Source organism: Tropicimonas sp. IMCC34011, assembly GCF_003390865.1.
Taxonomy (GTDB): Bacteria; Pseudomonadota; Alphaproteobacteria; order Rhodobacterales; family Rhodobacteraceae; genus Tropicimonas_B.
Genome location: NZ_QMEJ01000001.1, coordinates 880,633 through 896,239 on the forward strand (window position 1 = coordinate 880,633; position 15,607 = coordinate 896,239).

Here is a 15,607-nt window from a genome sequence, read left to right on the forward strand (position 1 = left end):
CGTCTCGTCAGAGCGCCTCGGCGCCCGAAATGATCTCGATCAGCTCGTTGGTGATGACGGCCTGGCGCGATCGGTTGAACTCGATGGTCAGGTCGTCGATCATGTCACCCGCGTTGCGCGTGGCGTTGTCCATGGCCGACATGCGTGCGCCCTGCTCGGACGCGGCGTTCTCGAGGAGCGCCGTGAAGACCTGGGTCGCCACGGCACGGGGCAGCAGATCCGCAAGGATCTCCTCCTCGCTCGGCTCGTAGTCGTAGAGCGTCGCATCGCCTTCGTCGCCCGCATCCATGCCGGAAGTATCGGCCGGGATGATCTGCTGCGCGGTCGGGTTCTGGACGACGACGTTCTCGAACTCGCCATAGAACAGTGTCGCCACGTCGAACTCGCCGGCATCGAACCGATCGAGGATATCCTTCGCGACCTTCTGCGCATCGCCGTAACCGAGGCGCTTGACCTCGCTCAGGTCATGGTGGCCGACGAAGAGATCCTTGAAATCGCGGCGGAGCTGGTCACGCCCCTTCTTGCCGACGGTCAGGATCTTGACGGTCTTGCCGTCCGCCTGCGCATCGCGGATCGCCTTGCGTGCAATCTTGACGATGTTCGAGTTGAAGCCGCCGCAGAGGCCGCGCTCGGAGGTCATGACGACCATCAGGCGCGTCTCGTCCTGGCCGGTTCCGGACAGAAGGCGCGGCGCGCCCTCCGATCCTTCGACGGACTTTGCGAGGCCTGCAATCACCCGTTCCATGCGCTCGGCATAGGGGCGCGCGGCCTCCGCCGCCTCCTGCGCACGGCGCAGCTTGGCGGCGGCGACCATCTGCATCGCCTTGGTGATCTTCCGGGTCGACTTGACGCTGTCGATCCGGTTTCTGAGGTCTTTGAGACTGGGCATTCAGTGCTCCTGGCGATCCGCGATCAGGCGAAGTCCTTCGCGAACTCGTCGATGACCGTCTTGATGCGGTCGGCGGCGTCGCCCTTGATCTTCGGGTCCTCGGTGGTGATCCAGTCCAGCAGATCGGCATGCTTGCTGCGCAGGAACTGCAGGAAGCCCTTCTCGAACCGGCTGACATCCTTCACGGCGACCTTGTCGAGATAGCCCTGCGTACCGGCGAAGATGACGCAGACGATCTCGGCGTTGGTCAGCGGAGAATACTGCTGCTGCTTCATCAGCTCGGTCAGACGCGCACCACGGTTCAGAAGCCGCTGGGTCGACGCGTCGAGATCGGAGCCGAACTGGGCGAAGGCGGCCATCTCGCGGTACTGCGCGAGCTCCAGCTTCACCGGACCGGCGACCGACTTCATCGCGTTCGTCTGGGCGGCGGAGCCCACGCGGCTGACCGAGAGGCCGGTGTTCACGGCAGGACGGATGCCCTGGTAGAACAGGTCGGTCTCGAGGAAGATCTGGCCATCGGTGATCGAGATCACGTTCGTCGGGATGTAGGCGGACACGTCGCCGGCCTGCGTCTCGATGATCGGCAGCGCGGTGAGCGAGCCTGCGCCATGCTCCTCGTTGAGCTTGGCCGAGCGCTCCAGAAGCCGGGAGTGCAGGTAGAACACGTCACCCGGATAGGCTTCGCGGCCCGGCGGGCGGCGCAGCAGCAGGGACATCTGGCGGTAGGACACGGCCTGCTTGGACAGATCGTCGTAGATGATCAGCGCGTGGCGGCCGTTGTCGCGGTAGTACTCGGCCATCGCGGTCGCGGTGTAGGGCGCGAGGTACTGCATCGGCGCCGGGTCGGACGCCGTCGCGGCGACGACGGTGGTGTACTCGATGGCGCCGGTTTCCTCGAGCTTCTTGAGAAGCTGGGCGACCGTGGAGCGCTTCTGACCGACGGCGACGTAGATGCAGTAGAGCTTCTTGCTCTCGTCGTCGCCAGCGGCTTCGTTGTAGCTCTTCTGGTTGAGGATCGCGTCGAGCGCCACGGCGGTCTTGCCGGTCTGGCGGTCGCCGATGATCAGTTCCCGCTGGCCACGGCCGATCGGGATCATCGCGTCGATGGCCTTGAGGCCGGTCGCCATCGGCTCGTGAACCGACTTGCGCGGGATGATGCCCGGGGCCTTCACGTCCGCCACGCGGCGCTCTGAGGCGGCGACATCGCCCTTGCCGTCGACGGGATCGCCGAGAGCGTCGACCACGCGGCCGAGGAGGGCATCGCCCACCGGAACGTCCACGATGGAGTTGGTCCGCTTGACCACGTCACCTTCGGAGATCGTCCGGTCGGAGCCGAAGATGACGACGCCGACGTTGTCGATCTCGAGGTTCAGCGCCATCCCCTGAATTCCGCCCGGGAATTCGACCATTTCACCGGCCTGGATGTTGTCGAGGCCATGAACACGCGCGATGCCGTCACCGACGGACAGGACGCGGCCGACCTCGGCCACTTCGGCCTCTTGGCCGAAATTCTTGATCTGGTCCTTGAGGATCGCGGAAATTTCCGCGGCTTGCAGTGCCATCACCCGACCTCTTTCATCGAATTGCGAAGCGCGGCGAGCCTGGCGCGGACCGACGTGTCGATCATCTTGGAGCCCACCTTCACGATAAGACCGCCGATGAGGCTATCGTCGACGGTCGTGTTCAGTTTGATATCCTTGCCGAAGCGGGACTTCAGCGTCTCGGCGAGACGTCCGCGCTGGCTGTCGTCCAGTTCGATGGCGGAGGTCACGTCGGCCGTCACCTCGCCCTTGTCCTCAGCGATCATCTCCCGCGCGGCGGCGACGAACTGGGGCAGCGCGAAGAGGCGGCGGTTGTCGGCCATCAGTCCGAGCGTGTTGCGGGTCAGCGGATCGAGGCCCGCCTTCTCGCCCACGGCGAGAACGCCCGTGCGCTGCTCCTGCCGGGTGTAGACCGGCGAATGGATCAGCTCGCGCAGATCGGCGCTCTGGTCGAGCGCGGCCGCCAGCGTGTCCACATCCCGCTCGAGGACGTCGAGCTTACCCTCGCCCTTGGCCAGATCGAACAGGGCAGCGGCATAGCGCCCGGCGATACTGTTTGAAATCGAAGCCGTTTCGGACACGTCCACCCCTTCGTTTGTCGGCCGCGATCGTGGCCGGCCCGGATCGTTGAATGGCGTCCCGGCCCCCGCGATGGAAGGACCGGGCAAACAACGACGGGCGCCGCGACCGGCCCCCGTCAGATCGAGAGGGGGTCTAGCAGCATGGTTCGGGCCGCGCAACTCTATTGCCCGCCTATCTTCATGCTTCGAAACCCGTTGTTTACTTGCCTGACGTAGTGTTTCGGGCGACCGGGGCGGAGTTTTTTATGGGCGGGAGGCGGTACGGCACCGGGACTCCCCTGCCCGCGCCGGTGCAGCGGAGCCGATGCAGCGCGGATATCAATCAGGGGTGGAGTGTGCGGATCCGACGCGCAAAGCGCGATCCCTGCTCGCGGGCGCCGGTCGGGCGGTGCCGCGGGAAGACATGCCGTCCCGCCTCGCCTTAGCGCCCGATGCCCTTATTGATCCGGGACGTTGCCCCGGCGGTTCCGGGCTGCTTGGCTCCCTCCAGCACGTCGAGCGGACGTCGAACCATGTCGCGGACGCCAGGGGCGCGCGGCATCGTGACCTGCTTGCTGGCCTCCACGAGGATCACTCCGCCCGCGAAGTAGGAGGAGACGCGCCGCCCCACCCGCTCCAGCAGATCCGCCGACCGCAGCCAGAAGCGGCGCGAGGACGGCGGCGAGAAGAGCGCGGCGGAATGGCGTTCGGCGGCGAAGCCGTGGCGGCTCAGTTGCGCCTCGAGCTGGGACAGCGAATAGGGGCGACCGTAGCCGAAGGGCGTGCGATCCCGGCGGGCCCAGAGGCCGGCCCGGTTCGGAACGATGAAGAGCGCCTTCCCTCCCGGACCCAAGACCCGGGCGCATTCCTCGAGGAGCGCCGGCGGGTGCTCCGACGTCTCCAGCCCGTGCATGACGATCAGCCGGTCCACCCGGCCCGTCTCGAGCGGCCACATGGTCTCCTCGCAGAGGACGGAGAGATTCGGCATACCGGCCGGCCACGGCATCACGCCCTGCGGCCCCGGCATCAGTCCGATCACGCGCCGTGCGCTTCCCATGTAGGGCCGGAGGAGCGGCACCGCGAAGCCGTAGCCCGCGATGGTCTGCCCGCGCGCACGCTCGACGTCCCAGAGCGCAGCGACCTGATGACGCACCGCGCGCTGCGCCACGCGCCCCAGCTGGGTCCGGTAGTAGAAAGTCCTCAGATCCAATACGTCGAGATGCATTGAGGCGGCGGCGTCCCCGGCTAGGTGAAGTGCCTACACCTTACCCAAGCACCGCGGAAAGGAAACGCCGTGCCGCTCGAAATCGTCACCGTCCCCTGCCTCTCTGACAATTACGCCTTCATCGCTCACGACCCCGTCACGAACGACACCGCCGTGATCGACGTGCCCGAAGCCGGCCCGATCCAGTCCGTTCTCGAGGCCAGGGGGTGGGAGCTCGGCAAGGTCTTCATCACCCACCACCATTCCGACCATGTCGGCGGCCTCGAGGCGCTGCGCACCCACTGGTCCCCGCGCGTCATCGGTGCAAAGGCGGATGCGCACCGCCTGCCCCCGCTCGATGTCGAGGTCGAGGAGGGCGACGAGATCATGATCGGCGGCGAGAAGGGCCGCGTGATCGACGTCTCGGGCCATACGATGGGCCATGTGGCCTTCCACTTTCCCGGATCGGACGCCGTCTTCACCGCGGACAGCCTGATGGCGATGGGGTGCGGGCGCTTGTTTGAAGGCGATGCCGACACCATGTGGACATCCTTACGCAAACTCGCGGCCCTGCCGCAGGACACCATTGTCTATTCCGGCCACGAATACACCGCCGCCAACGCCCGCTTCGCGATGACGGTGGACCCCGAGAACCCCGCCCTCGCCCGACGCTCCGGTCAGATCGAAGCGGCCCGCGCCAAGGGTGACGCAACCGTCCCCTCCAGCCTCGCCGAGGAAAAGGAGACCAACCCCTTCCTCCGCGCCGGCGACCCGGCCATCCGGTCGGGCCTCGGCATGGAAGATGCCTCGGATGCCGAGGTGTTTGCCGAGATCCGGCGCAGGAAGGACAATTTCTGAGCGCTCGCGCCTCTGGTGCATCGGACGAGCCGGGGGTGCCGGGGACGGGTGTTCAGCCGGTCCGGCGGCCCGCGACGCGGCCCGTTCGATCACAATTCGTGCACGAAGGCCCCAACCGGGCCGTGCAAGGCAAGAAAACACTTGAAGCGTGGCGTCCACCAACCAAACTTTAAGATCATGAGGCCACGGTTGGAGAAGGCGGGCCCGCCCCCCTTCGTTCGGCCCCGATGAGGAAAGGAGCACGCAACGTGCCGTCGTTTTCGAATACCCTCGAGCATGCCATCCACGCGGCGCTGGCCATCGCCAACGCCAAACGCCATGAATTCGCCACGCTGGAGCATCTGCTCCTCGCCCTGATCGACGAGCCCGACGCGGCCAAGGTCATGCGGGCGTGCGACGTGGACCTCAGCAGCCTCCGCAAGACCCTGGATGAATATATCGACGACGACCTGTCGACCCTCGTCACAGAGATCGAAGGGTCCGAAGCTGTGCCGACCGCCGCGTTCCAGCGCGTCATCCAGCGCGCCGCGATCCACGTCCAGAGCTCCGGCCGCACCGAGGTGACGGGCGCCAACGTGCTCGTCGCGATCTTCGCCGAACGCGAATCGAATGCGGCCTATTTCCTGCAGGAGCAGGAAATGACCCGTTACGACGCGGTGAACTTCATCGCGCACGGCGTCGCGAAGAACCCCTCCTTCGGTGAAAGCCGCCCCGTCACGGGGGCCTCCGAGGATGACGAGGATGCGGAGACCGCCCAGGCCGAACCGCAGCAGGAGGATGCCTCCAAGGAAAGCGCGCTCGGCAAGTACTGCGTCGATCTCAACGTGAAGGCCCGCAAGGGCAACGTGGACCCGCTCATCGGCCGGTCTTCGGAGGTCGAGCGCTGCGTGCAGGTCCTCTGCCGCCGCCGCAAGAACAACCCACTCCTCGTGGGTGATCCCGGTGTCGGCAAGACCGCCATCGCCGAGGGTCTCGCGCGGAAGATCGTGTCCGGCGAAACGCCCGAGGTGCTGTCCGGCACCACGATCTACTCGCTCGACATGGGCGCCCTCCTCGCTGGCACCCGCTACCGTGGGGATTTCGAGGAGCGCCTGAAGTCCGTCATGACGGAACTCGAGGAACATCCCGACGCGATCCTGTTCATCGACGAGATCCATACCGTCATCGGCGCCGGCGCGACATCTGGCGGCGCGATGGATGCGTCCAACCTGCTGAAACCCGCGCTGCAGGGCGGCAAGCTGCGCTGCATGGGCTCCACCACCTACAAGGAGTTCCGCCAGCACTTCGAGAAGGATCGGGCCCTGTCCCGCCGGTTCCAGAAGATCGACGTCAACGAACCGTCCGTCGAAGACAGCGTGAAGATCCTGAAGGGTCTGAAGCCGTATTTCGAGGACCATCACGAGATCAAGTACACCAACGAAGCAATCAAGACGGCGGTGGAACTCTCCTCGCGCTACATCCATGACCGCAAACTGCCGGACAAGGCGATCGACGTGATCGACGAGGCCGGCGCGGCGCAGCACCTTCTGTCGGAAAGCAAGCGGCGCAAGACAATCGGCACCAAGGAGATCGAGGCCGTCGTCGCCAAGATCGCCCGCATTCCGCCCAAGAACGTCTCCAAGGACGATGCGGAGGTGCTGAAGGACCTCGACGCCGCTCTCAAGCGGGTGGTCTTCGGTCAGGACGCGGCCATCGACGCGCTGTCCTCCGCGATCAAGCTGGCGCGCGCCGGCCTGCGGGAGCCCGAGAAGCCGATCGGCAACTACCTCTTCGCCGGCCCCACAGGCGTCGGCAAGACGGAGGTGGCCAAGCAACTGGCGGAGACGCTGGGTGTCGAGATGCTGCGCTTCGACATGTCCGAGTACATGGAGAAGCACGCCGTTTCCCGCCTTATCGGCGCGCCTCCGGGCTATGTCGGGTTCGACCAGGGCGGCATGCTGACGGATGGCGTCGACCAGCATCCCCACTGCGTCCTGCTGCTCGACGAGATCGAGAAGGCGCACCCGGACGTGTTCAACATCCTGTTGCAGGTGATGGATCACGGCAAGCTGACGGACCACAACGGCCGCTCGGTGGACTTCCGGAATGTCGTTCTGATCATGACGTCGAATGCCGGCGCGTCGGACATGCAGAAGGCCGCCATCGGTTTCGGCCGGGACAAGCGCGAAGGTGAGGATACCGCCGCCATCGAGCGCACCTTTACGCCTGAATTCCGCAACCGTCTTGATGCGGTGATCAGCTTCGGCGCCCTGCCGAAGGAGGTCATCCTTCAGGTCGTCGAGAAGTTCGTCCTGCAGCTCGAAGCACAGCTTCTGGATCGCGGCGTCACCATCGAGCTCACCAAACCGGCTGCCGAATGGCTGGCCGACCGGGGCTACGACGACAAGATGGGGGCCCGCCCGCTCGGTCGTGTCATTCAGGAGAACATCAAGAAGCCGCTCGCCGAGGAGCTTCTTTTCGGCAAGCTCGTCAAGGGCGGCAATGTCCGCGTGACGATCAAGGGCGACGCAATCGACCTCGAGGTGGAAGAGCCGAAGAAGAGGCAGCTCTCCTCCCGCAAGCCGCCCCTTCTGACGGCGGAGTGAGTCTCGCACGACCGAACAGGGGGCGCCTTCGGGCGCCCCCTTTTTCGTGCCCGCTTGCCACTGCCCTTGCCTCCCAGGCACACGCGCAGGCGTTCGTCCTCGATTGACCGGTTGACTTGCAGACCGGGTCCCCGGGACCCGGCGGTCAGGACATCACCTGCAGAACGATGGCGAATGACCGAAAAGGCCGCAGGCTGCGGCGGGCCCGCGGACGCGCTCTGCCGTGACCAAAGGCCCCACCGGGCAGCCGTCCCGGCGCCGCACTGCAAGACACAGTGCCGTAATGAATCTTCATTGAGTTCGGGTAAGAGCCCGTGGCTGGCCGGGATACCTCGGTTCTCGTCTTCCGGACCCCACGCTGTAGGTCCGGTTCGGCGACCCGCCCCATTGGGGCAGGTCACGCTTCTCGGGGGACGGTGCCGCCCTCGCGCGACGGGGCGGCCGCGATCCCCTGCCCCGTCAGCCGGCGGCCTTGGCTCCTGCGCCGGGCGAGCCGGACAGCATCCGGCTCACGCCGACCGCCGCCACGGCGAGCGCGACGCCCAGAAGGTCGGACATCAGCCCCCCTTCGATCAGCGACAGGGCTGCCAGCATCGCAAGGCCCCGCACGATCCACCCCGCACGCGCACCGAAGAACCATCCCTGCACGGCGGCGGAGAGAAGGAACACCCCGACCACGGCCGTCAGGCCCGCCCGGGCAATCTCGAACCACGTTCCGTCCATCAGGATGGCGGAGTTGTAGAAGAACATGAACGGCACGATGAATGCCGCGATGCCGATCTTGAACGAGGCGGTCGAGGTCTCCATCGCGTTCGCCCCCGAAATACCGGCAGCCGCGTAGCTGGCCAGCGCAACGGGCGGCGTGATCGCCGAGAGCACCGCGAAGTAGAAGACGAAGAAGTGCGCCGTCAGTGGCGGGATGCCGAGCTGGACGAGGCCGGGCGCAACGACGGAGGCTGCAACGGCGTAGGCGGCCGTCGTCGGCATCCCCATCCCGAGCAGGATCGAGATGCACATCGCGAAGAAGAGCGCCAGGAGCTGGGAGGCATCCGCGAGGCCGAGGAGCAGCGAGGAGAACCGCGCTCCCACGCCGGTCAGGCTGATGACGCCGACGATGATGCCGGCGCAGGCGCAGACCGCGATGATCTGGATCGACATGATCCCGGCGAGCTCGAAGGCCTTGCCCACGGCCCTCGGCCCCATCCTGTGCCGGGTCAGCCAGCTGACGACGACGGCGGCAAGGGTGGCGTAGACGCCGGCACGGATCACGGAATAGCCCATGAACAGCGCGACGATAAGGATGACGATGGGCAGGAAGAGAAAGGACTTCTTCGCCAGCGCCCGGGCGCTCGGAATCTCGTCCTCGCGCATCCCTTCCATGCCGAGCTTGGCCGCTTCGAAGTCCACCATGAAGTAGACCGAAACGAAGTAGAGGATCGCCGGGATGATCGCGGCGATCGCGATCTCGGTATAGGGGATGCCGGTGATCTCGGCCATGATGAAGGCGCCCGCGCCCATGATCGGCGGCACGATCTGCCCCCCCGTGGAGGCGGCGGCCTCGATCGCGCCTGCGGTCTTCTTCTTGTAGCCGACCTTCTTCATCAGCGGGATCGTAAGCGAGCCAGTGGCCACGACGTTGCCGGCCGATGTGCCGTTGATCATGCCCATGAGGCCCGAGGCAAAGATCGCGACCTTGGCCGGGCCGCCGCGGGCCTTGCCGGCGAGCGCGAAGGCGAAGTTGACGAAGTAATCCCCGACCTTCGAGGCCTGAAGGAAGGCGGCGAAGATGATGAACAGGATGATGTAGGTGGAAGAGACGGCCGTGGTCGGCCCCAGGATCCCGGCATCCGTATAGACCTGGCTGAAGAAACGGGTCCATTCGATGGGCGGCGAATTGAGGAAGCCCGGCAGGTACTGCCCGGCGAAGACATAGATGAGGAAGATCGCCGAAATCACCACAAGGGCAAGGCCGGCGACGCGGCGGGTCAACTCGAGGATCAGCGCGCTGCCGGCGACGGCGGCCATGGAGATGCCGATCGGGGCGAAGGGCGTGCCCGTCGAGTTGCGCATCAGGGTGCCGTAGATGGTGATGAGGTAGGTCGCGACGGCCACGGCACAGATCGCAAGGACGAGATCGGGCGCGGCGAAGCCCTCCCGCACGCGGCGATGACGCCAGCTCAGCGCGATGGCGCCGCCGGTGGCGATCCAGAGCGGCGCGCCGAAAAGCCAGGTCTCATTGAAGCGAATGGTCTCGTCGATCCCGGTCCACTGCGCGCCGGCGCTGATCTGAAGGGCGAACCAGATCGCGGTGCCGAGAGCGAGAAGGGCCGGAACGGCGAGCACGAGGGCAAGGAGGCCGAGGATCCGCGTCTCGCCACCGGCATCCTCCGGGAAGGCATTGGGCGCATAGATCAGGAAGCCGAGCATGAGGGCGCCGGCGACGTGGACGATCCGGAAGTTCCACGTCTCCATCGGGAATGTCGGCAGGAACGGCAGGTCCACGCCGGTCATGGAGGAGATCGACAGCCCCGTCAGCGCAGCCATGTGGAACGCGGCATAGAGCCCCGCCGCCACGGCGATGGCGATGAAGCGCCAGCCGCCGAACAGGCGCCTGTTCTCCTCGATGGCCTCCTCGTCGACGCCTTCGGCGATGATGCGCTCGTCTTCGCGGCTCTCGGCCATTCCTCGGTCCCTCACCCTGTTCAATTGTGACGAAGGCCCCGGCCGCACGGCCGGGGCCTCCTTTTCAGTACAAGCGTCTGATCAGCCGCCGTGGACCATGTCGTCCGGGATCTCGGCGTCGGTGTTCTCGCGGAACCACGCGGCCGCACCCGGATGCCAGGGCAGGACGGTGTTCTTGTCCGCGTTCTCCGGCGTCGTGGATTCGGCGGCGCGGTGGATGTTCACCATGCGCGCGTTGTCGGACATGACGGTGTCCACCACCGCCTCGACGAAGGAGGCCGGAAGGTCGCAGTTCGCCACCGCGAAGTTCCACATCGCGACCGACGTCGCCGGCTCCTCGAGGGTGGAATAGGTGTCCGCCGCGATGTCGAAGGCGGCGACCGGGAAGGCGTCCAGAAGCGTCTGCTGCTCTTCGTCGGTGAACTCGATGATGTTCACGTCCGTCTGCACCTCGAGCTGGCTGACCGCGGGGACGGGGATGCCCGCCGCGAAGGCGATGACGTCGAGCAGTCCGTCCTGAAGCTGACCGCCGAGGTCGGACCAGCCGCCGTTGCGCCGCTCGTAGTTGACGCCGAGCTCGTCCATCATCCTCGGAAAGTACGTGTCCGACGTGGAGCCCGCCGGGCCGAAGCCGATCCGGGCGCCATCGGGGATATCGGAGATGCTCTCGATCCCCGAGGAGGACAGCGCCGTCACGGAGAACGGCGTCTGGTACATCGGGAACATCGCGCAGACATTGGTCATCTCGAGGCCGGGCGCGATGGGGTTGGTGCCTTCGAGGCTCTCGCGGGCGGGGCCCATCGTGGTCATGCCGAAGGCCGCGTCGCCGGTATGGACGAGCGCCATGTTCTGCATCGGGCCGCCGGTCACTTCGGCGCCGCCGCTGAGGCCGAGCTCCTCGCCGACGAGGTTGGCCCAGCCGGAACCATAGGCGAAATAGGTGCCGCCCTGGCTCGCCGTGCCGACGGTGAAGGAGGATGGCCAGTCCGTCCGGTCGTACTCATCCTGAGCGAAGGCGGGGGACGCGGCGAGCGCGCAGGCCGCGATGGCGGTGAAACGGAAAGTCATTGTTGTCCTCCTCTGGTGTACGGCGACGCACGGGGTGAAAGGGAGCGCTGCACGCCTCCTCGTCCCCGGTGTCTGTCGATGGGCACGAGTTGAGCCCATGCAGGGGGAGCCATGCAAGCGGCGCAACTCCGTTTTGCGTCAGAAGAAGGCTTAAGCAGAGGTGACGTGTTCCGATCCGTACCCATGGGGTGCCGGACGTGGGTGGATATGGCCCCAATCCCCCGTGGGCCGACGTGAATCCGCGAAGAGTGATTCGCGCCTGAGGCGAATCTACCGCTCAGTCAGTTTCAGCTCGATCCGGCGGTTCTGGGCGCGGGCAGCCGGGCTGTCGCCCTCGGCGATGGGCTGGTACTGGCCGAAGCCGTTGGCGGCGAGCCGGTCCGGCGGGAAGCCGAGCGCGTCGGTCATGTAGCGCACGACAGACAGAGCTCGCGCCTGGCTCAGCTCCCAGTTGTCGGCATATTCGCCGGTCCCGATGAGGGGCACGTTGTCAGTGTGACCGTCCACCCGGATCACCCAGTCGATGCCGTCCGGGATCTCGCCGGCGACGTCGGAGAGGATGTCGGCCACGTTGGCGACCCCACGGCGACCCTCGGGGGACAGGTCCGCCGATCCCTGCTGGAACAGCACCTCGGAGGAGAACACGAAGCGGTCCCCCTCGATCCGGACGCCGTCCCGACCGCCGAGGATGTCCCTCAGCGAGCCGAAGAACTCGGAGCGGTAGTTCTCGAGGTTGTTGGCCTCCGCGCGCAGGCGTTCGGCCTCCTCGGCGAGGCGCATGCGCTCCGTCTCTTCCAGTTCGGCCCGGCGGCGCTGCTCGGAGGCGGCGCGGGCGAGCGCGGTGTTGAGACGGCTGCCGAGGGATTGAAGCTGGACCTGCGCCGCCTCGTCCCGCTCCTCGGCAATATCGAGAAGGTTCTGCAGGGAGCCGAGCTGGCGCCGGAGCTCGGCGACCTGCTCGTTCAGAACGGCGACGCGCCGCTGTTGATCGGCGCTCTGGGCCTCGACCTCGGAGAGCTCCTCATTCGCCTGCTGCAAGAGGGCCTGACGCTGCTCCGCCTCGCTGCGGGCCTCGGCGGCGTCCCCTTCCGCCGCAAGCTTCGCCGCAAGGGCGGCGGTCAATCGTGCGCGGACCTCCTCGGCGGAGCCCGCATCCTGCCGGAGCGCTTCGTTCTCGGCGCGGAGCTCGGCGGCGGCGCTCCGCGCCTCGGCCAGTTCGCTCTCCAGCGCGGTCAGCCTCTGCGCGCGATCCTCGGCGTCCGCCGACGCGGCCTCGGTCTCGCCGCGCATCTCGGACAGGGTCGCGGCCAGCTCGTCGGCCCGCCCCGTGGCAGCCGCCAGATCGTCCCGGAGGCGCGCGATCTCCGCCTCGGCGCCGGTCAGCTCTTCGGCGGCCCCCTCCTGCGTCTCCAGACGGGTCTCCAGATCGGAGCGGGCGGCAAGCGCGGCGGCGAGGCGCGCGTCGAGATCGTCCCCGGCCTCTTCGGCGGCAGCAAGAAGCGTCAGCGTCTCCTCCGCCTCGCGGCGCTGCTCCTCGAGGGAGAGCTGCATCGCCGTCAACTCGTCCTCCGCCCCTTCGAGACGCGCGCGCAGGGCCTCTGCCGCCGCGGCTTCCGCGAGCCGGGCCTCTTCTTCCTCAGTTAACTCGGCACGCAGTTCGGCCTCGGCCGCCTCGGCATCCGACACATCGGCCCGGAGCGCGGCGATTTGTGTTTCGTTTTCCTCACCCTGGCTCTGCAGGTCGGCGACGAGAGCTTCGAGGGCCTCCCGCCGGGCGGCGGCGAGGCGGGCGGCTTCGACGGTCTCGTCGATCTCCTCCCGCGCCGTGGCGAGTGCGGTCTCGAACGCGTCCCGCTCCTCGGCAGCTTCGTCGCGCGCGGCCGTGATGGTCGCGACCCGATCCTCGGCGCTGTCCCGCGCGGCGATCAGGCTCGCGACCTGCTCCTCGAAACTCGCGATCCGCCCCTGTGCCGCGGCAAGCGCCCGGTCCCTACTCTCGATCTCGCCGCCGAGTTCGTCGATCAGGGCGGCCTGCTCTGCGCTCGCGCTTCGGCTGTCCTGAAGCGAGGCGGACAGGTCGTTCACCTGACCGCTGAGGCTGGCGCTGCGCTGACGCTCGAGACCGAGGGCGCCGGACAGCTCCGAGATCTCCACCGACAGCGCATCAAGCTCGGAGGATTGGCCGCTGATCGTTTCCTGCAGCATGAACTGCACGATCATGAAGATCGACAGGACGAACATCAGCACCAGGAGGAGCGCCGTCATCGCGTCGACGAAGCCCGGCCAGATGGCGTTCGAGAAGCGGTTGCCGCTGCGCCGCGAGAGCGCCATGGGTCACTCCCCCCTGAGGTTCGTGGCCGGCCCGGTGCGGGCCTGCCCCCTCGGGGCCTGCCGGCGGAGTTCGCGGGTCACGCCGGCGAGGTCGGAGCGCAGGTCAGCCACGGTTTCCTGGCGGCCGGCGGCCAGTTCCTCGAGGATCCGCACGAGCTGCAGGTCGATGGAGCGCAGGCGCATCCGGCTCTCAGCATCGCCGCCGTCATCGTCTCCCTCGCTGTCCGCCGCCCGTCCGAGCCGCTCGATCAGCCGCTCCTGCCCGTCAGCCACGCGCATGAGCGCTTCGGAGGTCGCATCGCCCCGCTCCAGCCGGGCGGTCAGCGCGGTAACGGAGGCGGCGACATCGGCGAGGCGTTCGTCCATCATCGAGCGCGAGATGTCCGATTGGGTGAACATCTCCCGCATGGATTCCATCTGGTCGGCCATATGCTCCAGCACACCGACCATGGTTGGAGCATCCGCCGCCTCCCCGTCGCCCGACGTGAAGCCCAGCTTGGTGATGGTGGAGAGCCATTCCTCCAGCTCGCGGTAGAAGCGGTTCTGGCCGTGGCTGGCGAAGAGCTCCAGAAGGCCCACCACGAGGGATCCCGCGAGACCGAGGAGCGAGGAGCCGAAGGCCGTGCCCATCCCGCCGAGCTGCGCTTCGAGACCGCTCATCAGGCGGGAGAACACCTCGACGCCGCCCTCCCCGTTCTGTGGCGCCAGGGACCGGATCGTCTCGACAACCGCCGGCACGGTCGTCGCGAGGCCGTAGAAGGTGCCGAGGAGGCCGAGGAAGATCAGGAGCGACACGAGGTAGCGCGTGATATCCCGCGCTTCCTCGATCCGGGTGGCGACGGAATCGAGGATCGATGTCGCCGATGTAGCGCTGATCTTCCGCGTGGTGCCGCGGGTATAGAGGAGCTGGGCCAGGGGCGCGAGGAGCCGCGGCGCGGTATCCTCGGAGGTGTCCTCGCCGCCGACGAACCGCTCCACCCAGCCGACCGAGAAGAACAGTTGCAACACCTGGAAGAAGCAGGCGGCCACGCCGACCACGAAGACGAGCGCGATCAGGCCGTTCAGGAAGGGATTGGACAGGAAGATGGGCGCGACGCTGGGATAGATGAACCACGCCCCCGCGACGACGAGAACGAGCACGCCCAGCATGAGCGTGACCTGCCGGATCGGCCTCGAGAATTGCTTTTGCGCGCCGTGCGCGGTCACGTCCATGATGCGGGCGTCATCCTGCGTTTTGCGGTGCGGACCATAGGCGCGCCCCGATCAAGAGCCAATCAACAAATCCGTTCAGGCCGGATCCTGACCGGTGAGATCGCGAACGTGGGCCGCAAGATGGTCGAGATCGGGGTCGGCAAGGCCGAGCTCGGCAAGGTGGGAGGCGGTGTTGTGCAGGTATTCCGCGTTCGTCCCGCGCCCGCCTGTCGCGGTGGCGATGATGCGGGCCTGCTCACCCAGGTCCAGCCCGCCGCAATACTGCTCGTGGTCGCGGTCGATGACATAGGCGACCGCCTCCACGCTCCGGCCGTCCCGGAGCGAGAGCGTCACGATCCGCTCCAGATAGGCCGAGGATATCAGCTCCCGGTCCCGCAGGTCCTCGATCGCCTGTGCCTCCGTGCCGGGCTCGACGCGGAAGGCGACGCCGGAGCAGCTCTCTCCCTCGCCCTCGTCGAGCGCGAGCACCAGCCCCGGCGCCTCGACGGACCCGCGATGGTGGATGGAGCGCATGCAGAAGCTGCGGGAATATCCCGGCAGTGTCGCCAGTTCCCGCTCCGCGACCTCGAAGCCGGGATTCCACACAAGGGAGCCGTAGCCGAAGACCCACAAGGGATCGGGCAACACATTCCGGGGATGATCTCTCTTGGGATGGCTGGTCATGGAAGACTCCGGGA

11 protein-coding genes are annotated in these 15,607 nt (G+C 67.0%); 2 read left to right on the forward strand and 9 right to left on the reverse strand.

The window, feature by feature from the left end:
• Positions 1 to 7 precede the first annotated feature (7 nt).
• The 4 genes from DQG15_RS04255 to DQG15_RS04270 form a co-directional block, all read right to left on the reverse strand.
• The gene (locus DQG15_RS04255; RefSeq protein ID WP_116082998.1) at positions 8 to 889 is read right to left on the reverse strand and encodes a F0F1 ATP synthase subunit gamma; all 882 of its coding nucleotides are present in this window, start codon (positions 887 to 889) and stop codon (positions 8 to 10) included.
• Between the two features lie 23 nt (positions 890 to 912).
• Entirely contained in the window at positions 913 to 2,451 is a 1,539-nt protein-coding gene (gene atpA / locus DQG15_RS04260) for a F0F1 ATP synthase subunit alpha (protein ID WP_116082999.1), read from the reverse strand.
• On the reverse strand, positions 2,451 to 3,011 hold the full coding sequence (locus DQG15_RS04265; RefSeq protein ID WP_116083737.1) for a F0F1 ATP synthase subunit delta: 561 nt from the start codon (positions 3,009 to 3,011) through the stop codon (positions 2,451 to 2,453). The genes atpA and DQG15_RS04265 overlap by 1 nt, the downstream gene beginning before the upstream one ends.
• Before the next feature lie 421 nt (positions 3,012 to 3,432).
• Positions 3,433 to 4,215: a methyltransferase domain-containing protein gene (locus tag DQG15_RS04270; protein WP_116083001.1), complete on the reverse strand. Its 783-nt coding sequence runs from the start codon at positions 4,213 to 4,215 to the stop codon at positions 3,433 to 3,435.
• Between the two features lie 69 nt (positions 4,216 to 4,284).
• Between DQG15_RS04270 and gloB the strand changes: the two genes are divergently transcribed.
• Both gloB and clpA read left to right on the forward strand, forming a co-directional pair.
• Positions 4,285 to 5,052: a hydroxyacylglutathione hydrolase gene (gene gloB, locus DQG15_RS04275; RefSeq protein WP_116083003.1), complete on the forward strand. Its 768-nt coding sequence runs from the start codon at positions 4,285 to 4,287 to the stop codon at positions 5,050 to 5,052.
• 248 nt (positions 5,053 to 5,300) lie between these two features.
• Positions 5,301 to 7,637, forward strand: a complete 2,337-nt coding sequence (gene clpA / locus DQG15_RS04280) for an ATP-dependent Clp protease ATP-binding subunit ClpA (protein ID WP_116083004.1) — start codon at positions 5,301 to 5,303, stop codon at positions 7,635 to 7,637.
• A gap of 459 nt (positions 7,638 to 8,096) precedes the next feature.
• Here the strand turns inward: clpA and DQG15_RS04285 are convergent, their stop codons facing one another.
• The 5 genes from DQG15_RS04285 to DQG15_RS04305 all read right to left on the reverse strand — a co-directional run bounded on the left by DQG15_RS04285 (position 8,097) and on the right by DQG15_RS04305 (position 15,593).
• Positions 8,097 to 10,319, reverse strand: a complete 2,223-nt coding sequence (locus tag DQG15_RS04285; protein ID WP_116083006.1) for a TRAP transporter fused permease subunit — start codon at positions 10,317 to 10,319, stop codon at positions 8,097 to 8,099.
• 81 nt (positions 10,320 to 10,400) lie between these two features.
• Complete coding sequence (locus DQG15_RS04290) at positions 10,401 to 11,387, reverse strand: TAXI family TRAP transporter solute-binding subunit (RefSeq protein WP_116083007.1); 987 nt, start codon at positions 11,385 to 11,387, stop codon at positions 10,401 to 10,403.
• A 270-nt stretch (positions 11,388 to 11,657) separates the two neighbouring features.
• Entirely contained in the window at positions 11,658 to 13,718 is a 2,061-nt protein-coding gene (locus DQG15_RS04295; protein WP_116083009.1) for a peptidoglycan -binding protein, read from the reverse strand.
• Positions 13,719 to 13,721: 3 nt separating this feature from the next.
• On the reverse strand, positions 13,722 to 14,930 hold the full coding sequence (locus DQG15_RS04300; protein ID WP_116083011.1) for a biopolymer transporter ExbB: 1,209 nt from the start codon (positions 14,928 to 14,930) through the stop codon (positions 13,722 to 13,724).
• A 75-nt stretch (positions 14,931 to 15,005) separates the two neighbouring features.
• Positions 15,006 to 15,593: a gamma-glutamylcyclotransferase gene (locus tag DQG15_RS04305; RefSeq protein ID WP_116083012.1), complete on the reverse strand. Its 588-nt coding sequence runs from the start codon at positions 15,591 to 15,593 to the stop codon at positions 15,006 to 15,008.
• Positions 15,594 to 15,607 lie beyond the last annotated feature (14 nt).